Below are 24,100 nucleotides of genomic sequence, written 5' to 3'. Positions count from 1 at the left end.
CGTATGCTGTTCGCCGTGACGAAGTTCAAACGTGTCATGGCCCTGTTGGGGGTCATCTACCTGACCACGGTGGGCTGCCTGTACCTGGTGCTGGCCGAACGCAGTGACGATTTCATTCGCAACAGTCAGGTCATCCAGGGAACCGTCACAGCCGTGTACCTGCACGACCCCGTCAATACCGGAGCCACCAGGTATCTCATGCACACCGAGGGCGGCAACGTCGCCGCCATCAAGTACACCTATCACGGTGTCACCGACACCGTGCCGTCGAATCCGTATCGCAATGTCAGGAAGTACCAGGTCGGGCAGCAGGTCGATCTGGTCGTCCGATCCACCTCAGGAAATCCCGAGGATGCCATTGTCGCCGTGCGTGATCACACCATCCTCGGCCTGCGCCTCGTCCCGTGGGGATTCCTGGCCTGTGCTGTCCTCATGGCGGCCTGGTTCTGGCGTGATTCCCTCAGATCCCAACGCCGGCGTCGCGCTAGGTCACACCGACAGACGACACCAGCCGCCGTCGAAGGGTGACCGTAATTCCGAGGGAGTCGCAGCAGCGACGGCCTCTCGTCCACCAGAACAGCTCAATCGGCCAGCAGCCAGCCCAGAAACTCCTTGAGATCGCCGGTCTCACCGTCACGTCCGCCGCGACCAATGTGCATTGGCGGTGAGGAGGGCTCCAGCTTGACCCCACGCACCCGCTCCATGAAGCCACCCGGGACGACAAGCTGGTAATACTCGCCGTTCTCGCCGATGGCCAGGGAATGCTTGGCGTTGAGATACCAGCCTCGTCTGTCCGTCCGCGCCTCATGGCCATCCATGAGCTGGGCCCGCAACGGCTCGGGTGTCATGCCCCTGGCCCGAGCCGCAGCAAGGAAGTCGTCGATGAGTCGCTGAGCCTGAGCAGCTTCCTGACGCCGCGCCCTCTCCTCGAGTTCGATGCGGAGTCGGGCGTCCTCGGCGCGTTTGCTGGTCACGGATTGAGGGTACGGCACGGCGACCGTCTACAGGTCAGATGGTCGGTACCCCTTGAGCAGGGCTACGCAGGAAAACTACGGATCCCATCTAGTGCCTACTTTTTCACACTTATTCAATCGTTTGATTCAAACGATTGACTCAACTGTTCTGGGGTCTCTACTCTGAATCTCGGACACAGTCGGACACACAGGCGTGCCCGATTACTCACAGGAGAGACACATGGCACGACATGTCGGACTCGTTGACGTAGCTGCCCGAGCAGGGGTCTCGGTGTCGACCGCCTCGTAGGTACTGTCCGACAGTCACCACTCCGAAAGATTCACCCCAGAAACCCAAGAACGGGTACGTAAGGCTGCCCGTGATCTCGGGTACGTGCGAAACCGCGCAGCGAGGTCATTACGGCTGGGCAAGTCCCGCACAGTCGCCTTGTTCCATGACGCTCCGCTGGACCGGTTCGTTGAGCGTTTCCAACTCCGCGCATCGCGCAGGTTGTCCGAGCACGACCACCAGCTCGTCAGCGTCGCGATCGCCGATGGCGATATCAGCCCCATCAACAAGCTCATCCGAGCGGGCGCATGTGATGCCGCGATCGTTGCCTTTTCTCGCCCGGGAATCGCCCAGGTCCTCAAGACCCAACCAGAGGCACTGATACCGACCCTCCTCGTCGGCGGTGAACCCGGCGGCAAAGGATACGACCACGTCGTGATCAATGAGCGCGAAGGCGTGTCGTGCGCTCTGACTACCCTTGCCGAGACTGGTAGAAGTTCCGTGGCTTTTGCTGGGCAGCTCCCGACGCGCGAAGAGTGCGAGCTCGATCCCCGCTGGGAGATGTACCGGGACTTCCAGGCAAGTCATGCACGCACTCCACAGCTCCTCTTCACCTCCAGCCCCTTCCTCGGGGATGTCTTCCGCGCAGCACTTGAGGCACTTCAGACGACGAGTTCTCTTCCTGACGCTGTTTACTGCGCCTCAGATCGCACCGCCATCGGCCTCATGCTGGCGGCCCAATCCCTCCATATCGACGTCCCCAACGACATCGCCGTCGTTGGCACCGGACATTCGGCCGAGTCGCTGGATATGGACCCTTCCCTGAGCTCGCTCGGTCTCGACACCTCAGAAATCGACGATATCATGCGCCATTTCTGGCACCGAATCGACGGGACAGCTGACGCCAGTCAGATTCCTGTTCCCTGGAAACTGTTTTCTCGAGGAAGCACCTCGAACTAAAAATCACCACACCAAGAAAGAGAGATTGCAACGATGCACACCCCTCTGTCCCGACGATCCCTCCTCACCGGAGCAGTTGCGCTTGGATCGACTGCTGTCGTCAGCAACCTCACCGGATGCTCGCCTTCCTCTGGCGTAGGCTCATTCAACGATTCCTCCTCACACTCAGGCGAGCGGACAGGGAAGGAAATCCTGTTCTACCTTTCTGCGGGCCACGACTTCGCACCGTACAAGCGAGTCATTTCCAAGTTTGAGCAGGAACACAAGGTCAAGGTGACCATCCAGACCTTCCAATGGCCTGATCTGCAACAAAAGCTCACTGCTGATTTCCTCTCCGGCACCACCCCGGACATCACAGAGGAGCCGGGCGGATTCTGGGCTACGCGATTCGGCAACGACGGCAACATCATGGCCTTCGACGACTACATCAAGAAGGACAAGGGATTCCTGGACGACTTCGTTCCCGCTGGCCTCGATGTGCGCCAGGCCAGCGGAAAGACCTACGCCGTCCCGATGCACCTGACCATGGGCGGGCTCGTCTTCGCCAACTCGGAAATGCTCGCCAAGGCCAAAGTTCCCATGCCTACTACCTGGGAAGAATTCCTCGAGGCCACCAAGCGCATCCAAGCATCTGGTGTTGAGCACGGATGCGCCCTCAACAACGACAGCTCGTACGGCACGCCTTGGCTCCTGCAGAACGGGGTCAAGTACACAGCCGATAAGTCAACACCGATGCAGCCAGCGGACGCCGCCGTTGAGGCCATGGTTTTCCAGCGCGACCTCGTCTACAAACACAAGGTCTCCCCTACCCCGGTCGCATCCAGCGAGTATTCAGGCCCCCGCAAGCTGCTCACGTCCAAGAGGTGCGGCTTTATCATCACGGGTCCTTGGGACATCTCAGCCGTCCGCACTGAGGACAAGAATTTCCCGCTCATCATCGGGGCTCCCCTCAAGCACAAGGAGCAGAAGACCACCATCACCGGCTCCGGCCTCATGATCCCCACCAAGAGCCAGAACGCCGATCTGTGCTGGGAACTCATCAAGGTTCTCACCGATGCCGACGTTCAGGCGCAGGTGACCAAGGAAGTCGGAATGGCATGTTCCCGCAAGTCGTGGGCCAAATCAGACGTCGTCCAGAACGACCCCAACATGCGCGTCGTCGCAACCGCCCGAGATCTCGCCGTTGCTCCCGACCGGGCATATTGGCCGAACCAGAACATGGCCAAGATCGCCGATGCGGGAAAGGTCATGTACGAGAACGTCATCCTGTCCAACAAAGATCCCCGTTCGGAGGTTGCCATCTACAACAAGACGGTGGGAAAGCTCCTTAGCAGGTGAATGTGATGACAAAGACATCCCCGGAGCCATACGGGCGCAAGTTCTCCTGGCGTCGCTATCGGACAGCGTACCTGTTCATAGCTCCGGCCCTCATATATTTCGCGTTGTTCTTCTTCCTGCCAATCATCGATGAGTTCAGACTTTCTTTCACCACGGGTTTCACCAAGCTCACCCCGGTGGGCGGAAGAAACTACGTTAATATCATTCACGACTCTGAAATGTGGCATTCATTTGGGATCACGATCATCTACGCGGCCTCCTGCCTCATCTTGTCCTCGATCATCGGCCTAATCCTGGCCCTGGTGCTCAACCAGAATTTCAAGGGCCGTACCATCGCAAGGACAGCAATCCTGACGCCGTACATGACCTCGGTCGCCATCATTGGCTTGATGTGGAGGAACATCCTCGACTCAAACACTGGCATCCTCAATGCCGTTCTCGGCGATCTCGGACTACCCCAACAGAACTGGCTGACGACCGCCCCACTGGCTACCCTCGTCGGTATCACGGTGTGGCAGGAATCCGGCTACGTCATGCTGCTCTTCCTGGCCGGTCTTCAATCCATTGATCCTCAGCTTCACGAGGCTGCCAGAATTGACGGCGCCTCAGCATCGAAGCGGTTATGGAAAATCACTCTTCCTATGCTCGCACCGACGACATTGTTCGTTGTCCTCGTCGGAATGATCGGTTCACTCCAACAATTTGGACTACCATACATCGTCACCAATGGTGGCCCCGGGAATGAGACATCCCTGTATGTGTATCAGGTATACTGTGAGACCTTCACTAGTGGAAACCTGGGATATGCGTCTGCGATGTCATTCCTACTGCTCGTTGTGATCGTCGCTCTCTCAATAATTCAGTTGCGGGTGGGACGAATGAAGGAGGCGATCTTGTGAGCACCACATCTGCTCAGGCCAGGCATCGATCCGAGCAGCTCTTTCCCGGAGCGAGGGTTGTCTCACTCGTCCTCGTATGGATTGCAGCGCTTATTGCGATAGCCCCCCTCGTATACATGGTGAGTCTGGCTTTCCAGTCGGACGCGGAGGCAACGGGAGGAAAAGCCGTTCTCATTCCGTCATCATGGCAATGGGTCAACATCACCCGCCTCTTCGAGGCTGCCCCATTCGGAAGGTTCTTCCTCAACTCTGTCCTCGTCGCAGGCCTCATCACGCTGTCACACCTCATCTTCGCGCCGTTGGTCGGGTATGCCTTCGCGAAATTTGAGTTCCCAGGCAAGAACGCTGTCTTCGTCCTCATACTCTCGACGATGATGATCCCGTTCTTCGTTCGAATGATTCCGCTATATGTCAAGTTCAGTCAGATTGGATGGTTGGACACCTACCAAGGGCTCGTCACGCCATTCTTGATGAGCGCATTCTCGATCTTCCTGATGCGTCAGTCGATGGCAGGTATCCCGGACTCCCTCGTTGAAGCCGCACGTGTCGACGGTGCGGGGGAACTCCGCATCTACCGATCGATCGTCCTGCCTCAGAACAAGCCGGCTCTGACGGTATTGGGACTGTTCACATTTGTCTTCCAGATGAATGAGTTCCTCTGGCCGCTCATCGCCACTCAGTCCGAGGCCATGAGAACCCTCACCATTGGGTTGTCGTCGTTCAACCGCGAGAGCTTCACACTGTGGAACCTGACGGCCATGGGATCCCTCATGCTGTTCGTCCCAGTGTGTGCCCTCTTCGTGGCGACCCAGCGCTACATCGTAACGGGCATCACCATGACTGGAATCAAGTGAGAATATGCAAGACGCATCATGAACGACCAACACGAACAACCAGCGATTGACCGTCCCAACATCGTCCTCGTCTGTACTGACCAGTGGAGGGGTGACTGCCTCTCCGGGCTGGGCCATCCTGACGTCGAGACACCGTATCTCGACCAGCTGGCGAGTCAGGGGGCTGTCGTGGAAAGGGCCTACTCGGCCACGCCCACGTGTGTTCCGGCAAGGATGTCCCTCATGACGGGGCTCTCTGCGGGAACCCATCGTCGGGTCGGTTACCAGGACGGAGTCACTTTCGACGTCGAGGACACTCTGCCGTCGACCCTGTCGGACGCCGGTTACCAGACCCGTGCCATCGGAAAGATGCACTACTGGCCCGAGCGCAATCGCATCGGATTCGACGAGATCGAACTTCACGACGGGTACCTGCACTACTCCCGACAACGCCACCGCGATCCGGCTTGCTATGACGACTATCTCGTGTGGTTGCGCGACCAGACTGGGACGGCCAGTGACAAGGATTACATCGATGACGGAATCGAGTGCAATTCCCTAGTTGCTCGGCCCTGGGACAAGGCCGAGCGGCTGCACCCGACGAACTGGGTCGTCAACCAGGCGACCCGGTGGTTCTACCGCCGCGACCCGACTACCCCATTCTTCCTCTACCTGTCCTTCCACCGTCCCCACGCCCCCTACGATCCGCCGCAGTGGGCCTTCGACCGCTATGACGGGGCTCCGCTGCGACCGCCGGCGGTCGGGGACTGGTCGGACACCTTCAGCGACTGGCGCAATGACGCCGATCCGACGAGTCTCGTCGCTCGGTACCGGCCACGCGACATCAGTCGGGCGATGGCTGGTTATTACGGTCACATGACCCATATCGACACCCAAATCAGCCGACTACGTCAGGTCTTGGGCGAATTCGGGGTGGCTGACAACACGTACATCGCCTTCATATCGGATCACGGCGACATGATGGGAGACCATCACCTGTGGCGAAAGGGTTACCCTTACCAGGGATCGACCCACATCCCGTTCCTGCTTGCCGGGCCTGGTATCACCCCTGGTAGCCGAGTAGATGAACTCGTCGAGCTGCGCGACGTCATGCCCACCTTGCTGGACTGTGCGGGAGTGAACACCCCCGATAAGGTCGAGGGCCGCTCGATCCTTCCACTGTTACGCGATGGGGAGTCGCCGTGGCGCACTCACCTGCATGGCGAGCATGTCCTGCTCGGCCAGTCACTGCAGTGGATCTGGTGGGACGACTACCAGTACATCTGGATGTCCGGATCTGGAGAGGAGCAGCTTTTCGACCTTGCGGCGGATCCACACCAACTCCATGACCTGTCGGACGACCGTGCGGACCTACTCGACAAGGGGCGTCGTCTCCTCATCGGCGAACTCACCGGCCGCGAGGAGGGATTCGTCCGCGACGGGTCTCTCGTGACCGAACGCCCGGTGAGTTGTGTGCTGACCCATCCCACTCCCCCGCCCACCGAGGGACGCTGAGTCGTCCCCAGGACAAGGATCACGACAGAAGCGGGGCGAGGAATGATGTCCGCAGCCCCGCGGATCACACTCGATCAGAACAATCCGATGGTCTCCCCGGTGTCATCGATGTCGATGCGCTCGGCCGCCGGGTGACGTCCCAGGCCCGGCATGGTGCGCATGTCACCACAGATCGCGTAGATGTACCCGGCGCCCACAGCGGCCCTCACCTCGCGGACAGGCAGACGCCATCCGGTCGGGGCCCCCTTGAGGGAGGGGTCGTGAGACAGGGACAGGTGGGTCTTGGCGATGACGACCGGGAAGTTCCCGTAGCCGAGATCCTCGAAATGGGCGAGCTCCTTGGCCGCGGCCGGAGCGATGTCGACCCCATCAGCCCCGTAAACCTTGGTGGACACCTTGGTGAGCTTGTCGACCAGGGAGTCCTCGAGATTGTAGGTGTAGCGGAAGTCGGTGTTCTGGTCGCACGCCGCGACGACCGCGCGAGCCAGATCGACGGCGCCGTCGCCACCGTCGACGACATGGGTCGAAGCGGCGAAGTGAGCACCGGCTACCTCTGCCACCTTACGGACGGCGTCGATCTCGTCGGGATGGTCGCTCGGGAAGACGTTGAGGGCCACCACCGGGGAGACGCCGAAGTCTCGGACGATCTCGATGTGCTTGCGCAGGTTGGCAGCACCGGCGAGGACGTCGTCCGGATTGTCCTCGAGCATGGCCGGGGGCAGTGGCTTTCCAGGAACGACCTTGTAGCGACCGGCATGGGTCTTGAGGGCACGCACGGTGACGACGAGGACGGCGGCGTCTGGGCGCATACCACCGACGCGGCACTTGATGTTGAAAAACCGCTCGGCGCCCATGTCGGCGCCGAATCCGGCCTCCGTCAGCAGGTAGTCACCGCAGCCGATGCCGATGCGGTCGGCGATGACCGACGAGTTGCCCGTGGCGATGTTGCCGAAGGGGCCGGCGTGGACGAGCACCGGGCTGTTCTCGGTGGTCTGCAGCAGGTTCGGCTTGATGGCGTCCTTGAGGATGACTGCCATCGACCCGGCGGCATGCAGGTCCTCCGCGGTGACTGGCTCCTTGGAGCGGTTGTAGCCGATGACGATACGTCCCAGCCGGGCGCGCAGGTCTGAGAGTGAGGTGGCCAGGGCCAGGATGACGCCCACCTCGCTGGCCGCAGTGATGTCGAATCCGCTCTGACGGGGGATGCCGTCAATTCGCGATCCGAGGCCGACGATGGTGTTGCGAAGGGCCCGGTCGTTGATGTCGACGACGCGACGCCATGAGATGGAGTGAGGCTCGATGTCGAGCTCATTTCCGTGGTGCAGATGGTTGTCGATCATGGCGGCCAACAGGTTGTGAGCCGCACCAATGGCGTGGAAATCACCGGTCAGGTGCAGGTTGAGCTTCTCCATCGGCAGCACTTGGGAATACCCGGCGCCAGCGGCACCGCCCTTGATGCCGAAGGTCGGGCCCATGGAGGGTTGACGCAGAGCGAGCACGCTGCGCTTACCGATCTTCTCCAAGCCTTGAGCCAGACCGACTGCAGTGGTCGTCTTGCCTTCGCCAAGGGGTGTGGGGGTGATGGCCGTGACGACGACGTATTTGCCGCGCGGACGATCCCTGTTCTGCTTGATGACCTCGAGATCAACCTTGGCGACATCGCGCCCGTAGGGCTCGATGCACCTTTCCTCGATGCCAGCCCGAGCTGCCACCTTTTCGATGGGGTCAAGGTGGGCCTCACGAGCAATGTCCAGATCCGACTTCATCGCCATGGCCCCAATCATGGCGCGTTGTCAGGCCCTTTGCACACCTTTACGGACAGCAACATTGCAATCACGCCGTCTCCCGCCCCATGAGCGCGACGTCATGAGGCAGGAGGGCCCGACGAATCGTCAGCTCCTGGCCGGGGTCTGCTCCACCTCACCCAGGTTTTCCTTGAGGCCATCGGCGTAGGAACCGAGCAAGCTGCCGAGGGCCTCGTCCTCCCCCATGGGCTTGGCCAGCCGCCACAGGATGAAACCGATGACGGCCCAGACGAGCAGGACGAGGTACTCACCAGGCCACACCAGCGAGGTGTTCGTTCCCGGCCAGATCGCCATGACGACCGTGACGAGGGCGCCGACAGCTCCCACCCATGGCAACCATCCGGCATGGTACTTGGAGCGCAGGTGGGGGTACTTCTTCGGAAGGGCGGACAGGGTGATGACGACGATGATCCACACCAGTCCGAGGTAGATGCCACCGGTGTCGAGGAACCACAGCATGGCGCCCGGGCCTAGGGCTCCCAACAGCAAGGTCATGACAGTGGTGAGCAGGATGGCCCTGCGCGGGGCCCCACTCTTCTCGTCCACTGCGGCGAGGCCCTCCGGAAGGAGCCTGGCCCTCGCCATCGCGACGACGATGCGGGAGATTGCCATGAACAGGCCGAGGAAACTCGTCAACAGACCACAAATGGCAATGATCCAGGCTCCCCAGCCGAGGATCGGGAAGCCGGCAGTGGTGTAGGCATCGATGGTGCCCAGGTGCATCTTGGCGACGTCCTGCCAGGGAAGGATCCAGGCCGAGGAGGCCAGCACCAAGCAGTAGAACAAGGTGGCCGTCAGGACGGTGAGAACGGTGATGCGACCGATCTTGCGGGCAGGGATGTCGGCGTCCTCGGCCAGTGCTGCCACCAGCCCGAAGCCTGCCATGTAGGTCATACCGGGCACGACGAAGCGGAGGGTGTCGCCGAGGGCATTGGCGTCGGCTCGGTAGGGCGGGATGAAGTTGCTGGGGCTGCCAGTGACGAGCGCCGTGACGACCAGGGCGAGTCCGATGACGACCATGGCGACGAAGAGAACGGTCTGGATCTGACCGGAAAGGCTCACTCCGAACCAGTTCATTGCCGCAATGATCAGGGTCAGGACGACGCCGATTATCAATACAGTCATATCGACTGATTCCCTGTTGACTGAATACAGGGACACGGATCCCAAATTCGGCCAAATCTTTTCCAAAAGATACCCGAAAGCTGTCACATAAAAAGCAGTGGATGAAAGATAAGCGCCAATGAGGAGCCAACCAGTGGTAAAGGATGCCCTTCTGCCGAGGCCGACGTAGGAGTAGACGACTTCGCCCCCAGCTCGGGGAAACAGCGTTGTCAACTCGCTATAAGCCAGAGCCACACAGGATGCCAGCAAGCCTCCGAGGAGCATGCCGAAAATCATGCCGCCAGCACCGTACTTGTCGAAGAATTTCGAGTTCGTGTAAATCCAACTCGAGCCGATCAACCCGGCCACCCCGAGGGCGAGGAGCTGGAAGAACCCTAGGCCCTTCTTGAGTTCAGCCATGGCACCTCCTTCATTGTGAGCCCAACGCCGCATTGCATTGCAGGGCATTAATTATGCTACATAAAACGATATATTGTTGCGGGCAGAACGATGAGTCATCCGTGGGGCGGCTGTGCATGCGGTGGACACAGCCCCGACGTCGATCCAACGCCGACCGATACGAGTGGTTAGAAGCTAGCCGCTCTACCTTCCCAAGTCCACACCCCCTGTTGTTGAGCTCCTCATGAAATGGCGTTCCAGGGCCTTTTCAGGCTGTCCCCCACCGGCCATGCGCGCGCAACCAGCGACGGATCCGCCCAGGATCTCCTTCACACGACCCTCTAGGATCGAGGCAGGCCGGCCCCGAAGGAGACCATGTGTTCTGGCAGAACCTGCGCCACCTGTGGCGACGCCACGGTTTTCGAAGGATTCTCGGAGTCCGCGTAGCGACACAGGCGGCCGATGGCACCCTGCAGGTGGGAATGGCCTCCTACGTGCTGCTCTCTCCCGAGCAGCAGCCTGACGCATGGTCGATCACGATGGTGCTGGCTATCACCTTGCTGCCGTTCAGCATCATCGGGCCCTTCATCTCTGTCGTTCTCGACCGTTGGTCACGTCAGCGAATCCTCGTCTACACCGACGGCCTGCGCTGCCTCATCGCGATCGGGCTGGGGATCCTGGTCTGGGACGGTGCACGCGACAGACCCTCTCACCTGGCCCTGCTCGTCGGATTGCTCATTGCAATGAGCCTCAACCGCTTCCTTCTCACGGCGTTGGTGGCAGGGCTGGAGTACACCATCGACAAACGCGACTACCTGACGGCTTCCTCGATCATGCCGACGATTGGTCCCCTGGGACTCATGATTGGTGCCGTCGTCGCGGCCGCCGTTCGAATGATTGCTGGACGCTACATGCCAGTGCACCATGCCGACACGATCATCTTCTGCATCTCCGCGGTACTCTTCGCGATTTCTGTGGCACTTGGTCTTCAGTTCTCGCGCCGAGAACTCGGGCCACCATTGCTGGACCGCTCCCAAACGCTGCGTACTGTCGCCGAGGAGGTCGTCGACGGCTTCCGTTACCTGGGAAAGGTGCCCCTGGTGGGCAATTCCCTCACTCTCATCGGCGCCCAGCGGGCACTCTTCGGCGTCTATTCGGTGGCCATGATCCTGGGTTACCGCAACCGTTTTCACGTACAGTCCGACATCAACGGGGCCATGGCTGACATGACGATCTGGGCGGTGGCGATGGGTGCCGGCTTCGTACTGTCGGCCGGATTCATGCCGATGCTGGTACACGGGCTGGGCATGAGGAAGGCCCTCATCAGCCTGCTGGTCGGCACCGCCGTCATTCAGGCCTTCCCAGGGGCCCTCCCGAACCGCTGGGGTCTGCTGGTCGCCGGCTTCCTCATCGGCCTTTTCGCCCAGTCCCTGAAAGCCGGGGTCGACACCATCTGTCAGGCCCATGTTTCTGATGGTTACAAGGGCCGAGTCTTCATCGCCTACGACATGGTCTACAACGCATTGTTCGTGGGAGGCTCCGCCCTGGCGGCCCTCGTGCTTCCGGTGCACGGACTGTCTGGCCCGCACATGATTGGTCTGGCACTCTCTTACCTCGTGGTGGCCGGAATCTTCATCCTGGCCACCCGCGCACATGGTGACGATGTCTTCGACAAGGGCAGCGCCATGGGAGGTCTTCCCACCGGCAGTCCTGAGGAGTGACGCTCACACCACCCGGGCCCGCACGTGGCCTTCCATCACCTCCTGGAGGACCGAAATCGTCTCCTCCGACAAGTCGACGCCAAGACGGCGAGCCTGCCGCGACAGCACGTAGACCAACCGTTCGACCTCGCCACGATCGTCGAGTTCGTCAGCGAGTTTGATGCGCGCCACCAACAGCACTTCGTCCTCAGGGCAGGCGACGGTGGCACGTGCCAAGGCCCGGGATGCCAGCTCAAGGTCGCGGGTCTCCATGGCTCGACGGGCCACCTCGACCCCGATGTCACGGATCATCTGAATCATGTCGATGCGCCATTCCTCGGCCCAGTGCCACTGACCGGGAGCGGCGTCAGCCAACGGGGCACCGCGAACGAGGTCCAGGGCCGAGATGAGATTGGCCAGCGGGGCCGTCGAGACCCCTCCCGCGACAAGCAGTTCAAGCCGTTCCCAGTCACTACTGACGACATCTGCCAGACGCAGGGACCCGTCATACCCCTCGGGCAGGTAGGCCCGACCGTCATCACCGGCACCCAGCCACCGCCGCAGTCGGGAGACGTTGGACCGTCGGGTCGGTTCGGCGACCATGAGGGCGTCAGCCATCTGCACCGATCGCGCGCCAGGATGGCACAGCAACCAGGCGCAGTACTCAAGGCATTGCCGCCGAGCCTTGGTCGGCGGATTCCCGCGAGCTCCCACAAGGTCGACCGGACCAAGGAGGCGCAGGACAGGAGAGGATACTGCGCCGACGGGGACGGGCAACTGAGCGACATCACTCAGTGCAGTTGGCGTGAGCACGTGTTCCTCCTCGACGGTCATATGGGCATCACTGGGCGGCAGTACTGCGCAGGTTTCGGCCACCATCGTCGGAGGGCTGGACGTCTCCTCCCCTCGCCGTGGCTCCCACCAGGGGGCAGGCTCGGTATCAGTTCGAGCAGTGGTTTCGAGCAGCTCGACGACGGCACGGCGCATCGGTGCGGTGACGATCTGGGGTGTGAAAGCCTGACCATCCAGCTCGGCATGATCGGGGCCGGTGACGATGACCCTCCGGCCACATGTGCCTGGCATGACGACGACGACTCCCGCCTCGACCACGGATGACGGGTTCGGAAGCTCGAGGGGTTGAGACGACAACACGATCCTGGTGATCGATGGGTGCTGACTACTGGGACCGTCAGGCAGATCCGCCAGTCCCTCGACGATTTCCTCGGCATCAGCACACTGCACATCGTCACTTCCGGTCCGTGACAACCACGCGAGGTCGTCACCGACGGCGACAATGTCGATTCCGCCGGCCCATGGCGCTGCGACGAGGGACAGACTGATCGATGCCACCACCGCGGAGGCCAACTCAGCAGTGGCGTCAATACCCAGGAGACCGCCAATATCGGCAAGGTCCAGCACGACTGGGGTGTGTGGGTCAGTAGTTCCCAGGACGACGGTCGTGGGCGTCAGGGTGTCGACGCTGACAGGGTCAGTGCTGACGGCGTCGTCACCGCGTGACGTTGCTTCGTCCCCGTGATCGGCCACGGTGTCGAGCATCCTCTTGGCGCGACGCGGCGGTCCCGACACGGTAGGAATTCGTCGGCCCAGCGGGCGGGTGAAGAGCTGCTGCTGCCGTCGAGCAGCGATTGTGCCGGCCACTCCACCGGCCAGGAATAGGCTCAGGCCCGCCAACCCGGTACGGAGGATCTCGGCAGGGTCCTGACCTAGCCCGGCGGCAGCCACCGCTTCCTCGGGGCGAGGAGTCGGGACATCTGTGGGAGGCGCATCTGGCTGCAGTGCGCTCTGAGCGATGTCTGCACCGGATGCCTCGTCGTCGTGGCCGGGGAGAGCCTTCTCCGGCTCGGTCATCGCAGCTTCGTCCATGTCGGGCACTGACGTCGACGTGGCCTGTTCAGGTTCCGGGTTAGGCACGACGAGCTCCCAGCCGGGCTCGATGTGGTCAGGGTCTGTGATGATTCCCTCATTGAGATGCCAGAGGGACGGCCAGGCTGCGGCATCACCGAGCCAGGTGCGTGCGAGCCCGCTGAGGGTGTCCCCTTCCTGAACGGTGACAGTTCGGACGTCATGGTCGTCAACGGACGGGGTGAGCCGATCGAGCTGGTCCGCATCGAGGGGATGGCCAGCACCGGTATTTCCACTGGGGATGGTCATGGTGACCCCGGGAAGAGCGAGTTCCTGACCGGCGGCCAGGTGGTCGACGTCGATCCCGGGATTGGCGGCCGCGATACGTCGCCATGAGGTGCCGTCTCCGTACCAGGTTTCAGCTATCGTCCACAGGTCGTCATGGGGGCCGACGGTGACCGTCATGGCATCCTCGTCCGGGGCCGGCTCAACCTCAGCACTCGCCTGCACCTCGTCTGCAGGCTGCGGCGTCGCGGCAGCCGTCGCCACGATCGGCACCGGGGTGGGAGGAGCGGCCGAGCGTGTCAGAGGGGACAGGACTGTCAGGCTCGCCACGAGTAGTCCGGCCGCGATGCTCTGAACTGTGCCCAGCCCAGGAAGCTTGATGTGGCGACGCTGACTGGTCGCCAGTCCGACGGCCTCCGAGACCACACAGACCGTGAAGACCGCCCATGCCAGCCAGCCGACGACGGTGGCAATCCCGAGAAGGATCGTCCCGTCATCAGGGGTGAGCCAGCCTGACGGACGCAACAGGGTGGTGGCGTCGAGACGTCCCCATGCCACCAGGGCAGCTGGGGAACCGAGGACAAGGATGATGAGGGCCACGAAGGCCGCGAGACCGCGCATTCGGGCGCGGAGAGATGCGTCATTCATACGTGTCGCTCCCGATGACTATCGACGGTGGAATGTGCCGTCGACTCGACGTGGAAGGCGCCCGGCATCCCCGGAACGAGAAGGTCGGAGAGCCGGACAGTGCACCTCACCCGGGCGGAGGTGACTCCCGTGGACCCTACTGGCAGGGCAAGGGCCGATGAGTCGATGATGATCGCAGGATCGCTGCACCTGGTTCCGGCAAGTTCGGTCATGGCGACTCGCTGGCCTACCGCATGGCCTTCACCAACCGTCGAGGCGACCGATCCCGCGCGAGCGGCTACCTCGGCAGCCGACTGGGCATCGGCCCGTACCTCGGACAGCCGCCAACCCCCTGTCGTCATTGCGGCAATCATGAGGAGACTAGGCAGGATGAGCGCAGCCTCGACGGCGACTGCACCACGCTGGTATCCCCGAAATTGACCATGCCGAATCATGTCCCCTCCTCAACGGCAACGGCGTGACCTTCGACGGGGACGACGGCACCAAACAGGGTCGCTGCCTTGCCCTCGAGGTCAACGCGTACCAGGGAGTCAGTGGTCGACACCCGTACCGTGACATCGGCCAGTTTGGAGGTCTGGGCCACGTCCCGAGCGACAGCTTCGGCATCACCAGCATGGGAACCACGTAAGGCTTGTACCCTGACTGCCGCCCGAGCCGCCTCGGTGGCTGTGGCCCGAGCCTGCAGCACGACCGAGGTCTGGACGACCCCGACCACCACGAGCAGGACCACCGGCCACACCAGCGACCACTGGAGAGATTCAGAAACCCCACGCTCCCGGCCTCGTCGATACGCCTGCCTTGACCTCACTTCGGCAGGTTCGACGTCACGTACCCCTTGATCACGGTGACGACCACCGTTGCGATGGACACGGCCCCCACCAGCAGGATGGCGTTCTCGGTTGATTGGCTGAGTCCCCTCTCGTCGCGCTTCTCGCCGACCGGCGGGATGCCCGCCATCATCGGCAGGACAAGGGACGCGACGGTGTTGACATGTTTCATGGCGACCTCCTTGGTCATTCGCACCGGCCTTTCCGGTGACGTCACTGGCCCCGTTGCAGGTTGGGGTGTCGAGGGTGCGAGGCATGGTCATGACACCACCCCAGCCATGATCAGAAGCGGCGGAGTGATGAGCACCAACCCCAGGACGAGAACCGGGATGACCATCCAGATCGTCAAGGATTCGGAGGTCGTCTGAGCCTCGATCTTTTCCCGGTTGAGATGGGCGTCCCTCATTTCGTTGACGCGTGCTCGCAGAGTTCCGGCCAGGGAGGCCCCCTGATCGTCGAGGCGAAGTACCTCGACGAGCTCAGCAAGCTCGGGAAGTCCCAGTTCCTCGGACAGACTCTCCAGGCCAGCCCACGGCGACTGCTGCTCCAATCGGGAACGCTCCAGCGTGGTGCGAATCCGGGCCAGGACAGGGTGATCACTCATCTGTGCGGCCTCGACGAGGGCTCGGGGCGCTGACTGATTTGCCAACCTCGCCAATGTGACGAGGTCGATGTAGACCAGCACCGCTTCGGCAGCATCCTGACGGACTGCCTTGGATCGTGACCTGATCCGGGTGTCAGGAATGAACCATCCAAGAAGGGCAAGCACAACCGCCAGTCCGACAGGAGTCACCGGGAGGGCGCCACCCCATATCGCTGCGACGACCCGGGCGAGGACGGGCATCGCCATTCCGCCCACCGCCATGACAGCCTTCTCGGCGACCAAGTCACCGGGAGTCCGGCCCTGTAGCGCGAGGGTTCGACGAGACTTCTCACTGATGAGACGTGGCCACCGTGTCGCAGCGCGTGCTCCCCATCTCTCCAGCCGTCCGTCCTCGGAGGCTGGATCGACGACGGAGTCCTGCCGGATGGACCCGGACAACCCTGCCAGCGCGTCGATCAGCCTCAGGGGAGCACCGCGCCTTCCAGCGATGACGAAGATGGGTGCGGATGCCAGCAGAGCCCCACAGATGGCGGCGAGGACAAGCGTGGACTCAGTCATGATCGGCCTCCCGCCTCAACAGGATCCGGGCGCGGCGTCGAGGCTTGCTGCGTTGCGACAGAGCGACGAGCCCGACGAGGTACAACCCGGCGTAGCAACACAGCAGCACCTGGCCGACGCCGGTACGGTAGGGGGCCAGGTACTCTCGTCCCAGAGCAAGAGCACCAGCCAACACGACGGCGATGATGATGCTGACCTGGCGGACGACCACTCGCGGTTTGGCACGCTCGGCCCGGATTCCTCGGGCTGCCCGAATCCGCTCCTGGAGGGATGCCGCCAGCGCATCGAGGGTGCTGGTGGCCCCCGTCCCCCCTCGTTCTGAAGCCATCATGATCGCGGCAATGACCTGGTCGGCGTCGGCACTGTCCAGGTCGTCAGCAAGTCCTTGAAGGGCAGCCCGGGTGTCCCATCGTGAATCCAGCCGTGCCACCATGCGAGTAAGCGGTTCCACAAGGAGCGCCGGGGCCTGACGACGCGTCGCCCGGATGGCGTCGATGACGGACTTGCCCGTCGACGCGGAACCGCTGACCAGGCGCACCCACCGTTCCAGGGCGCGCATGACGTCGAGGTCGCGCCGGGGCGGATCGGCCAGCAAGGCGGGGACGACGACAGCCAGGATCGGCACGATGAGAATCAGGACCGCCCAACCGGTCACCAGGTAACCAACGGCACCGACACCCAGACCAGTCAGACCGTGCACGCGACTGCGGCGGGACAACCGGGAGAACCAGTTGTCCACCGTTGTCCACAAACTTGTGGATTGTCCTGTGGACAACTGGTGGATGGGGGCTGACCCGATGACGATCATCGTCAGTCCTCCAATCAGGAGAATCCCCAGCAGTGCCGCGACCGGTGTGCTCATGCCCATCTCGTCACCTCCGGCTCGTAATGGGAGAGTTCGGCGACAAGGGCAGGATCGGGGTGGAAGACACCGGGGCTCGTGGATGTCGGCGCGGCATAGGTGAGATGGGTGATGGGACGGCCGTTTTCCAGTGCCCCGGTCAACTGCCGAATTTCCGTGACATGACGGGTCCGGGTCCCTCCTCGCCAGGTGTCATCGACCAGGGCGACGTGGACGAGGAAGGTGATGTTGTGAGCGATCTGGCGATAGGCCTCGTCGATCGTCATGACACCGCCCATGGCAACTCGTCCAGCCAAACGGTCCATGGTCGAGGTCGCGGAATGGGAGTGGGTGGTGCTCATAGTTCCAGCTCCGGCCTGCATCGCCTCGAACATGGCAGCAGCCTCGACACCACGCACCTCGCCGACGACCAGGCGCGACAGGTTCTGACGCAACGCCTCCGGGATGAGATCGGCAACCGTGAACTCGCCGAGGGATCGACCATCCACCTTCTCCCCCAGCCCGACGGTGGCCTGCAGGGCGACCATGTTGTCGCGATCCGGGTTGAGGTGGGTCAGCAACTCGTAATCGGTTTCGAGGGTTCCGAACCGCTCAGTCGGTGGGATCGCGTCGACGAGGGCCCGCAACAGGGTCGTCTTGCCGGCTCCCTGGTCTCCTGCAATGACGATGGATCGTCGAGCCAAGACGCCCGCGCGCAACAACACACCTACGTGATGGGGCATCATCCCGCTGGCAACGAGGTCGCCGATCGTCACCCTCGTCAGGGTGTGGTGACGGATGACGACCGACGGTCGGTAGGACAGCCCGAACCCAATGGCGTGCAGGCGGTACTCCGAGCCGAGAGCCACCGTTATGGTGGGATGGGCGTCGTCAAAGGGTCGCGGAGGGTTTGCGGACTCCCCCAGGAAGCGGATCGCCTCCACCAGTTCGTCATCGCTGTCAGCAACCGGCGGGCCCGGTTCACGTCGTCCGTCCCCATACTGGATGAAGACCCGATCACAGCCGTTGATCTCAATGTTCTCGGCATCGGGGATCTCGAAGAGCGGCTGCAACCGTCCGTACCCGAAGATCGCATCCACGACGGCGCTGGCGTAGGCCTCTTTGGTGGGCGTGCTCCACAACGCCTGGCCCTCGGCTGTCAGTTTCTCGGCATGGGATTCAACCACCTGACGCACAACCGACCGGCCGAGCATCCTCACGTCATCGCCGCTGAGATCAATTCCATTGCGCTCTCGATGCGATGCACGTTCCGAGGAGATACGCTCCGACGCCTTGCGACGCAGCGCGACGACTGTGCTCCAGTCAACGTCGGTCGTCTCAAGTCGCCTCGGCGTGGGTCCAGGAGCCGCAACTGGAGACGGCGTAACCGACGGGGACATCCGAGACAGCAGACCAGCAAGGTCCTCTCTGCTCTCGATGGTGCCTGCCGGGGTGTCATCGGCGTATCGGCACACTGCCGGAGCGGTCTCGTTGATCGTCATGGCGCTACCCCCACGGCCAATGACGTCGCAGCCCGCGGCCCGTTGATGGTCTCGGTGGAGCGACGGAGCTTGAGTTCCATCGCATTGGCCAGGGTTCGCAGACCCGTGACGTACCGTCCCCGAGCCCATCTCTTTCCCGCTGGGTCACCATCGGACAGAACGGCCGCAGCCTGAACGTCACGAGTCACTTCTCCCAACACTGGCAGGCCAAATTGGCGTCCGATCTCGCGCGAGCCGTACGGATGGCCAGGGCCCACGACGACGAGTCCCACAGTTCCGGTGGTGGTCGAGGAGATGGCCTCGACCTCCTTGGATCGCATGGACAGCCCGGCAAGCTGTCGCAGCCGCGATCCCGTCACGATCCCGATGAGTGACGAGCGCGAAATGAGGCTCTCGGGTAAGGCTTCCGGACCCAACCGCCCACCGTCGACAATGACGTCAACCCCAGCCTGACCGAGATCGATCATGGCGCTGACAAGACCTGACCACGCAGCACCCATGAGAGAAGCCTGCCCAAGATGCCCGTAACCGCTGATGAGCCCGACCAACTTGTTGTCGTCATCGTGGGGAAGTGGGATGATCTCCTCCCACATCGCCTGCACCGGATCAGCACCGTCACGACAGGCTGCGGCCAATCCGATCAGTCCAGCCCGCGGTGGAATGCGACCAGCGAGAAATCCTGATTCGATGGCGCGGCCTGGGCACGGGTCAGCGTCGACGAGGATGACGTCGCGTGGCCAGCTCAATGCCAAACCAAGAGCAGTCGTCGTCAGTCCTGGGGCTCCCCCAGGGCTGGTGAGCAGGAGCATCGCCATCATCGTCCCCTCTCGACTAGGGCAATGCGGTCCAACGAGGCCAGGTCAGCAAGCCGGGCCGCATTGCCGGAATCCACCTCCACGTCGACCAGCCAGCCCCCATGGTCGTTGGTGCCTTTGGGGGCTGCGACAACGACGGCGTCGAAGGTCGAGAGTTGAGATGCGGTCTCCGATGCCTTGTCAGAGCTGGTTTCCACCAAGATCACGCGCGCTCCCGCAGGAAGGGAGACGGTGGGTATCCGTCCGGCAGCCAGCTTCAGCCCAACTCGAGAACGCCCCGGTGCCACCCGAAGCGCGCCGACTGAATGGGATCCGAGCAGCTGACCGGCTGAGAGATCGACGAGGGCATGGCGGCCGACAATCTCGTCGAGCTGAGATGCCGGGATGGTCGTCACCGCCCGGTCGACGGCCACGGATGTCAGACCGACATCGGTATTGCGGACGATCTCGCCCTGCCCCACTGCCCGCGTCATGACGAGAACCTGGTCTGTGTGGGACGCGCTGTGCCAGGCAAATGCTCCGCCAAGGCCGCCCAGACAGGCGCAGAGCACGCCGATGGCGATGAGACGGGGCGAGCGACGTAGCCGGGGTATCGGCGTCGCAATGTGTGCAGAAGTCGTCGCGGACATGGCCGTGAAGTTATGGGCGCGCCTCGGCCCCTCTCAAGGGACACACAGCACATCTGTGGACAACAATTTTAAGGGTGTTCCAGATCACATCACCCGCGAACGTTGTCCACAGTTGTCCACAGCCACTGTGGACAGTCCTGTGCACAACACACCGCCCACCACGAGATGATCGCCCCAATGGCACGCCCACCACGTGGATTCAGCACGAGGCGCCCGGATCAAATGTGTCATTCGTTTTTCGGGCTCCTCGACAATTCGGCCGTCCTCCTCGCTGAGGCTCTGCCACGGATCTTCGACACCCGACAGAACCGTCATACTCAGCACTCCCGGGCGCGTCATCTCACGTCAAATGCACCTGACCGGTGAGGGTCCATCCCAACCCCGGATCCACGGCCCCTGCCGAGTCGCACACCACGATTTTGGCCGTCACATCGAGTTGCTCAGCCGTCTCATAGGGATAATTCGCCCCCACCATGAATGACTCTCCGGGCCCCAACACATACGGCGGCCGGGCATTTCCGGGAGCAAAGGGAGTCGTCACCATCTTGTGCGTGGCATCAGCCTCCGGAGCCGGCACCGATACCAGCGGCTGACGCCAACTCCAGTCCGGGTAACGCGCAGTGATCGTCACCGTCCCCAGACCCAGGTTGATCGGCGCCTTCGAGACATTCGTGACGACGTAACGAACCAGCGCAATCGGCGATCCCTTGCGCACGACCGGCGTGCCGTCATCCGGATCAACCATGACGGAGTCCTTGGGAGCCGTCGCGATGGCGGCCTGCTCGACCTCGATACGGATGCGGTCGTCGCTAAAACTCCCCAGTTTCTTGCCCGATCGTGTCACTGGAACAGCCCAGTCCGGATGAGCGTCAGTCCCGACAGCCGGCCAACTCGCCGAGAGTGTTGGAGTGGGTTGCGGATCCGTCAAAGGCTTGAGAGTGCTGCACCCGGAGACGAGGACACAGGAGAGCAGGGCCCATGCCACCACACCGCGGCGCATCAGCTCACCTCCACCTCTTGCCAGATTCAACCCGTCCAGTCAGCACGCAACAGGGCCATCGTCACCGAATCCCAACGACGTCCTTGCCACGACCGTGCTTGTGGAATCCTGCCACATTCTCGGTATCCCACAGCATTGGCACAGTGAATCATTCTGCCATTGCCACCCCAGGTCGTCAGAGTCACCACCTGAGCATCGGTGGCTGCGAAGGTCTCCTCGGTCCACAACCGCAAGGCTCTGCGTCCCACTCCCCGCCCCCACACGGCTGGTTGGAACAACACGATCCCGACCTCCCACCAACCACCTCCAGCTGGCGGCTCCTCAAACCGGGAGACGAATCCAGCACGCTTTCCATCCACCGTCGCCACAGCCCTGTGGCCAGTCATGAGACCCGAGCGCCATTCCTCGGCGAATTCCTCGAAACCACGGCCATCATCGACCCCGAAATACGGTCCGTCCCAGTGCTTCCATTGCGGATCGACGACCTCAACGTTCCAGTGCCACAGCCATTCCAGGTCCTCCTCGACGAGTGGCCGGACATCAACGTCCCCGGCCCGTTCAGGGTCGCCACCATGGGGAACGTCAGTCGGAAAGGTCACTCCCCCATTCTGCCCGCCAAGATCAACTCGCACCGTGGCAGGCTGGACACATGACCACTCCCATGGAACGCACAGCTCTGATCCTCGAGGGTGGTGGGATGCGCGCCTCGTACACCAGCGCCGTCGTCGTCAAACTCTTGGAGATGGGCTGGAAATTCCCCCACGTCTCCGGCATATCGGCCGGGGCAACCCACACTGCCAACTACCTCTCTCGCGACCCCTGGCGTACCCGGCAGTGCTTCACCAACTTCGCCGCCGACCCCCGATTCGGCAATGTCGGCACCTGGATCACCGGGCGCGGATTCTTCCACGCCGAGTACATCTACCAGCGCACCGGTGAGCCCAACCAAGCACTTCCCTTCGACTTCCAGACCTTCTCGGAATCCACTCAGCAACTACGTATTGGCGCTACCCGCACCGACAACGGCGAGCAGAAATGGTTCACCCGCGACGAGATGTCCACCATGGACGATCTCATGGTGCGAGTACGGGCCTGCTCGACGATGCCGGGGTTCATGCCCCCGGTGACCATTGACGGCGTCGAGTACGTCGACGGTGCCATCGGTGACGCGGGTGGTATCCCGATCGACGCCGCCCAGCTCGATGGCTATGACCGGTTCTTCGTCGTCTGCACCCGAACACGCGACTACGTGAAGAGTGAGATCAAACGTCCCCGAGCGATCAACAGGCTCTTCCGGCGTCGTCCTGCTGTCGCCGAAGCCATCATCGCCCGGCCGGCCAAGTACAACGCCACCCGGGAGATGCTGCGTGACCTTGAAACAGACGGGAAGGCATACGTCTTCTACCCGCGAGTCATGCCCGTCACCAACAGGGAGAAGGACGTCACGAAGCTGCGTCAGGCCTATGCACTCGGAATGGCACAGGTCAACGCCGAGCTACCGAAATGGCGGGACTTCCTGGGGATCTGAAACTCAGCCCCTGACCGCAGCAGCCAGCGCGTCGATCGCTCGATCGTTCTCCTCGGGCAACCCGATCGACAAGCGAATTCCCTCGCCACTCCAGCACCGGGCATAGACGCCCCGGGACACCAGGACCTCGTCAACCCGGTCGGTGTCGTCCCCTGTTGCCAGCCACAGGAAGTTCGCGTGGGAGGGACTGATCCCCCACCCCTGCTCGACCAGCGCATCGAAAACCCGGGTGCGTTCGGCGATGATCTGCTGGATCCTCTCGTCGAGCTGGTCCTCGACGGCCAGCGACGCGACCGCAGCTTGCTGAGCGAGAGAGGTCACCGTGAACGGGGTGGCGACGCGACGCAGGTCGTCGCTGATCTCGGGACTGGAGATGGCGAAACCAATGCGCAGGCCTGCCAGGCCGTACGCCTTGGAGAAGGTCCGCAGGACGACGACGTTCGGGTGGTGGTCGAGAAGGCCGATCCCGTCGACGGCACCTTCATCCTTGTTGAAGTGGCAGTAGGCCTCATCCATGACGACGACAACCTCCTCGGGCACCTTGACCAGGAACTCCTCCACCTCGTCGGTGTGCAGGACCGTCCCGGTCGGGTTGTTGGGGGTGCATAGGAAGATGAGCCGGGTGCGGTCGGTGATCGCGGCGGACATCGCGTCGAGGTCGTGACGCAGATCCTCCGTCAACGGCACCGGGACCGGAGTGGCCCCGGCGACTTGAGTCAGGATCGGGTAGGCCTCGAAGGAACGCCAGGGGAAGATGATCTCGTCACCGGTGCTGGCCAAGGCATGCATGAGTTGGCTAGCGACTTCGGTCGACCCGGCCCCGAGGGCCACCTGGCGCATGTCGACGCCGACGTGCTCGGCGATGACCGAGCGCACCTCCTCAGCACTTATCGACGGGTAACGGTTGAACCCGGCGAGCATCCGAGTGACGGCCTCGACGACGCTCGGCAACGGCCCGAACGGGTTCTCGTTGGACGACAGCTTGACGGCCCCCTCACCGGGAGCGGCCCCCGGCTTGTACAGCGGCAGTCCTCGAACAACATCCCGTCGATCCTGGCTCACATCGTCCTCCTATTGTCGTTTCGAGAACTCTTTCATACCTTGACGCTGTTCCGTCTGGCGTCACCCACCATGGTGGTGGAGAACGGGTTCATGATCGGTCCCCTGCCACCAGGAGTAGCAGCCCCGACGGTCAGCAACCCGAT

At 62.4% G+C, this 24,100-nt stretch carries 23 protein-coding genes; 8 read left to right on the top strand and 15 right to left on the bottom strand.

Annotated features, from left to right (window positions below; translation table 11 throughout):
• Positions 1-3: 3 nt before the first annotated feature.
• Positions 4-528, top strand: a complete 525-nt coding sequence (locus HMPREF9153_RS05280) for a hypothetical protein (RefSeq protein ID WP_004810152.1) — start codon at positions 4-6, stop codon at positions 526-528.
• A gap of 53 nt (positions 529-581) precedes the next feature.
• On the opposite strand, the gene HMPREF9153_RS05275 is transcribed toward HMPREF9153_RS05280, so the two are convergent.
• Positions 582-992: a hypothetical protein gene (locus HMPREF9153_RS05275; RefSeq protein WP_036979625.1), complete on the bottom strand. Its 411-nt coding sequence runs from the start codon at positions 990-992 to the stop codon at positions 582-584.
• A 355-nt stretch (positions 993-1,347) separates the two neighbouring features.
• On the opposite strand from HMPREF9153_RS05275, the gene HMPREF9153_RS05270 reads away from it, so the two are divergent.
• The 5 genes from HMPREF9153_RS05270 to HMPREF9153_RS05250 are packed head-to-tail and all read left to right on the top strand — an operon-like array spanning position 1,348 to position 6,787.
• Positions 1,348-2,202 carry a substrate-binding domain-containing protein gene (locus HMPREF9153_RS05270; RefSeq protein ID WP_169311830.1) on the top strand — a complete coding sequence of 285 codons (855 nt, stop codon included), beginning with the start codon at positions 1,348-1,350 and terminating at the stop codon, positions 2,200-2,202.
• 33 nt (positions 2,203-2,235) lie between these two features.
• On the top strand, positions 2,236-3,540 hold the full coding sequence (locus tag HMPREF9153_RS05265) for an ABC transporter substrate-binding protein (protein ID WP_004810147.1): 1,305 nt from the start codon (positions 2,236-2,238) through the stop codon (positions 3,538-3,540).
• 5 nt (positions 3,541-3,545) lie between these two features.
• On the top strand, positions 3,546-4,439 hold the full coding sequence (locus tag HMPREF9153_RS05260) for a carbohydrate ABC transporter permease (protein ID WP_004810145.1): 894 nt from the start codon (positions 3,546-3,548) through the stop codon (positions 4,437-4,439).
• Positions 4,436-5,293, top strand: a complete 858-nt coding sequence (locus tag HMPREF9153_RS05255) for a carbohydrate ABC transporter permease (protein ID WP_004810142.1) — start codon at positions 4,436-4,438, stop codon at positions 5,291-5,293. The genes HMPREF9153_RS05260 and HMPREF9153_RS05255 overlap by 4 nt, the downstream gene beginning before the upstream one ends.
• Positions 5,294-5,311: 18 nt before the next feature.
• Positions 5,312-6,787 carry an arylsulfatase gene (locus HMPREF9153_RS05250; RefSeq protein ID WP_004810140.1) on the top strand — a complete coding sequence of 492 codons (1,476 nt, stop codon included), beginning with the start codon at positions 5,312-5,314 and terminating at the stop codon, positions 6,785-6,787.
• Between the two features lie 74 nt (positions 6,788-6,861).
• On the opposite strand, the gene HMPREF9153_RS05245 is transcribed toward HMPREF9153_RS05250, so the two are convergent.
• Together HMPREF9153_RS05245 and HMPREF9153_RS05240 are read right to left on the bottom strand one after the other, a co-directional pair.
• Positions 6,862-8,571: a formate--tetrahydrofolate ligase gene (locus HMPREF9153_RS05245; protein ID WP_004810137.1), complete on the bottom strand. Its 1,710-nt coding sequence runs from the start codon at positions 8,569-8,571 to the stop codon at positions 6,862-6,864.
• A gap of 108 nt (positions 8,572-8,679) precedes the next feature.
• A complete protein-coding gene (locus HMPREF9153_RS05240) occupies positions 8,680-10,116 on the bottom strand; it encodes an APC family permease (RefSeq protein ID WP_004810135.1) in 1,437 nt (478 codons plus the stop codon).
• A 356-nt stretch (positions 10,117-10,472) separates the two neighbouring features.
• Between HMPREF9153_RS05240 and HMPREF9153_RS05235 the strand changes: the two genes are divergently transcribed.
• Positions 10,473-11,816, top strand: coding sequence for an MFS transporter (locus tag HMPREF9153_RS05235; RefSeq protein WP_004810133.1), 1,344 nt, complete (start codon positions 10,473-10,475; stop codon positions 11,814-11,816).
• A gap of 3 nt (positions 11,817-11,819) precedes the next feature.
• Here HMPREF9153_RS05235 and HMPREF9153_RS05230 read toward each other — a convergent pair whose 3' ends face one another.
• The 11 genes from HMPREF9153_RS05230 to HMPREF9153_RS05180 all read right to left on the bottom strand — a co-directional run bounded on the left by HMPREF9153_RS05230 (position 11,820) and on the right by HMPREF9153_RS05180 (position 21,966).
• Positions 11,820-14,591, bottom strand: a complete 2,772-nt coding sequence (locus HMPREF9153_RS05230; protein WP_036979623.1) for an AfsR/SARP family transcriptional regulator — start codon at positions 14,589-14,591, stop codon at positions 11,820-11,822.
• Positions 14,588-15,025, bottom strand: a complete 438-nt coding sequence (locus tag HMPREF9153_RS05225; RefSeq protein WP_004810129.1) for a TadE/TadG family type IV pilus assembly protein — start codon at positions 15,023-15,025, stop codon at positions 14,588-14,590. Before HMPREF9153_RS05225 ends, HMPREF9153_RS05230 begins: the two co-directional genes overlap by 4 nt.
• Positions 15,022-15,330, bottom strand: a complete 309-nt coding sequence (locus HMPREF9153_RS05220; protein WP_004810127.1) for a TadE/TadG family type IV pilus assembly protein — start codon at positions 15,328-15,330, stop codon at positions 15,022-15,024. Before HMPREF9153_RS05220 ends, HMPREF9153_RS05225 begins: the two co-directional genes overlap by 4 nt.
• Positions 15,331-15,395: 65 nt before the next feature.
• Positions 15,396-15,608: a hypothetical protein gene (locus HMPREF9153_RS05215; protein WP_004810125.1), complete on the bottom strand. Its 213-nt coding sequence runs from the start codon at positions 15,606-15,608 to the stop codon at positions 15,396-15,398.
• Positions 15,609-15,677: 69 nt separating this feature from the next.
• Entirely contained in the window at positions 15,678-16,580 is a 903-nt protein-coding gene (locus HMPREF9153_RS05210) for a type II secretion system F family protein (protein WP_004810123.1), read from the bottom strand.
• Positions 16,573-17,448: a type II secretion system F family protein gene (locus HMPREF9153_RS05205; protein ID WP_004810121.1), complete on the bottom strand. Its 876-nt coding sequence runs from the start codon at positions 17,446-17,448 to the stop codon at positions 16,573-16,575. The genes HMPREF9153_RS05210 and HMPREF9153_RS05205 overlap by 8 nt, the downstream gene beginning before the upstream one ends.
• Complete coding sequence (locus tag HMPREF9153_RS05200) at positions 17,439-18,635, bottom strand: TadA family conjugal transfer-associated ATPase (protein WP_171023441.1); 1,197 nt, start codon at positions 18,633-18,635, stop codon at positions 17,439-17,441. The genes HMPREF9153_RS05205 and HMPREF9153_RS05200 overlap by 10 nt, the downstream gene beginning before the upstream one ends.
• A gap of 284 nt (positions 18,636-18,919) precedes the next feature.
• Complete coding sequence (locus HMPREF9153_RS05195; protein ID WP_015583525.1) at positions 18,920-19,738, bottom strand: hypothetical protein; 819 nt, start codon at positions 19,736-19,738, stop codon at positions 18,920-18,922.
• A complete protein-coding gene (locus tag HMPREF9153_RS05190) occupies positions 19,738-20,211 on the bottom strand; it encodes an SAF domain-containing protein (RefSeq protein ID WP_023032181.1) in 474 nt (157 codons plus the stop codon). Before HMPREF9153_RS05190 ends, HMPREF9153_RS05195 begins: the two co-directional genes overlap by 1 nt.
• A 496-nt stretch (positions 20,212-20,707) precedes the next feature.
• Positions 20,708-21,367, bottom strand: coding sequence for a hypothetical protein (locus HMPREF9153_RS05185; RefSeq protein WP_004810111.1), 660 nt, complete (start codon positions 21,365-21,367; stop codon positions 20,708-20,710).
• 26 nt (positions 21,368-21,393) lie between these two features.
• Positions 21,394-21,966, bottom strand: a complete 573-nt coding sequence (locus tag HMPREF9153_RS05180) for a GNAT family N-acetyltransferase (protein ID WP_004810109.1) — start codon at positions 21,964-21,966, stop codon at positions 21,394-21,396.
• 50 nt (positions 21,967-22,016) lie between these two features.
• Here HMPREF9153_RS05180 and HMPREF9153_RS05175 point away from each other — a divergent pair, with 50 nt between their 5' ends.
• Positions 22,017-22,895, top strand: a complete 879-nt coding sequence (locus tag HMPREF9153_RS05175; protein WP_004810107.1) for a patatin-like phospholipase family protein — start codon at positions 22,017-22,019, stop codon at positions 22,893-22,895.
• 3 nt (positions 22,896-22,898) lie between these two features.
• Here the strand turns inward: HMPREF9153_RS05175 and hisC are convergent, their stop codons facing one another.
• On the bottom strand, positions 22,899-23,957 hold the full coding sequence (gene hisC, locus HMPREF9153_RS05170; protein ID WP_004810105.1) for a histidinol-phosphate transaminase: 1,059 nt from the start codon (positions 23,955-23,957) through the stop codon (positions 22,899-22,901).
• Positions 23,958-24,100: the final 143 nt, after the last annotated feature.

It is taken from the genome of Cutibacterium avidum ATCC 25577 (assembly GCF_000227295.1).
Classification (GTDB): domain Bacteria; phylum Actinomycetota; class Actinomycetes; order Propionibacteriales; family Propionibacteriaceae; genus Cutibacterium; species Cutibacterium avidum.
This window is presented reverse-complemented; position numbering and strand designations above follow the sequence as displayed.

Bases quoted from the DNA above. Each gene is read 5' to 3' on its own strand.
- HMPREF9153_RS05280 (WP_004810152.1), top strand. From the start codon at position 4: ATGCTGTTCGCCGTGACGAAGTTCAAACGTGTCATGGCCCTGTTGGGG.
- HMPREF9153_RS05265 (WP_004810147.1), top strand. From the start codon at position 2,236: ATGCACACCCCTCTGTCCCGACGATCCCTCCTCACCGGAGCAGTTGCG.
- HMPREF9153_RS05260 (WP_004810145.1), top strand. From the start codon at position 3,546: ATGACAAAGACATCCCCGGAGCCATACGGGCGCAAGTTCTCCTGGCGT.
- HMPREF9153_RS05250 (WP_004810140.1), top strand. From the start codon at position 5,312: ATGAACGACCAACACGAACAACCAGCGATTGACCGTCCCAACATCGTC.
- HMPREF9153_RS05245 (WP_004810137.1), bottom strand. From the start codon at position 8,571: ATGATTGGGGCCATGGCGATGAAGTCGGATCTGGACATTGCTCGTGAG.
- HMPREF9153_RS05240 (WP_004810135.1), bottom strand. From the start codon at position 10,116: ATGGCTGAACTCAAGAAGGGCCTAGGGTTCTTCCAGCTCCTCGCCCTC.
- HMPREF9153_RS05230 (WP_036979623.1), bottom strand. From the start codon at position 14,591: ATGAATGACGCATCTCTCCGCGCCCGAATGCGCGGTCTCGCGGCCTTC.
- HMPREF9153_RS05225 (WP_004810129.1), bottom strand. From the start codon at position 15,025: ATGATTCGGCATGGTCAATTTCGGGGATACCAGCGTGGTGCAGTCGCC.
- HMPREF9153_RS05215 (WP_004810125.1), bottom strand. From the start codon at position 15,608: ATGACCAAGGAGGTCGCCATGAAACATGTCAACACCGTCGCGTCCCTT.
- HMPREF9153_RS05210 (WP_004810123.1), bottom strand. From the start codon at position 16,580: ATGACTGAGTCCACGCTTGTCCTCGCCGCCATCTGTGGGGCTCTGCTG.
- HMPREF9153_RS05205 (WP_004810121.1), bottom strand. From the start codon at position 17,448: ATGGGCATGAGCACACCGGTCGCGGCACTGCTGGGGATTCTCCTGATT.
- HMPREF9153_RS05200 (WP_171023441.1), bottom strand. From the start codon at position 18,635: ATGCTCGGCCGGTCGGTTGTGCGTCAGGTGGTTGAATCCCATGCCGAG.
- HMPREF9153_RS05195 (WP_015583525.1), bottom strand. From the start codon at position 19,738: ATGGCGATGCTCCTGCTCACCAGCCCTGGGGGAGCCCCAGGACTGACG.
- HMPREF9153_RS05190 (WP_023032181.1), bottom strand. From the start codon at position 20,211: ATGACGCGGGCAGTGGGGCAGGGCGAGATCGTCCGCAATACCGATGTC.
- HMPREF9153_RS05185 (WP_004810111.1), bottom strand. From the start codon at position 21,367: ATGCGCCGCGGTGTGGTGGCATGGGCCCTGCTCTCCTGTGTCCTCGTC.
- HMPREF9153_RS05175 (WP_004810107.1), top strand. From the start codon at position 22,017: ATGACCACTCCCATGGAACGCACAGCTCTGATCCTCGAGGGTGGTGGG.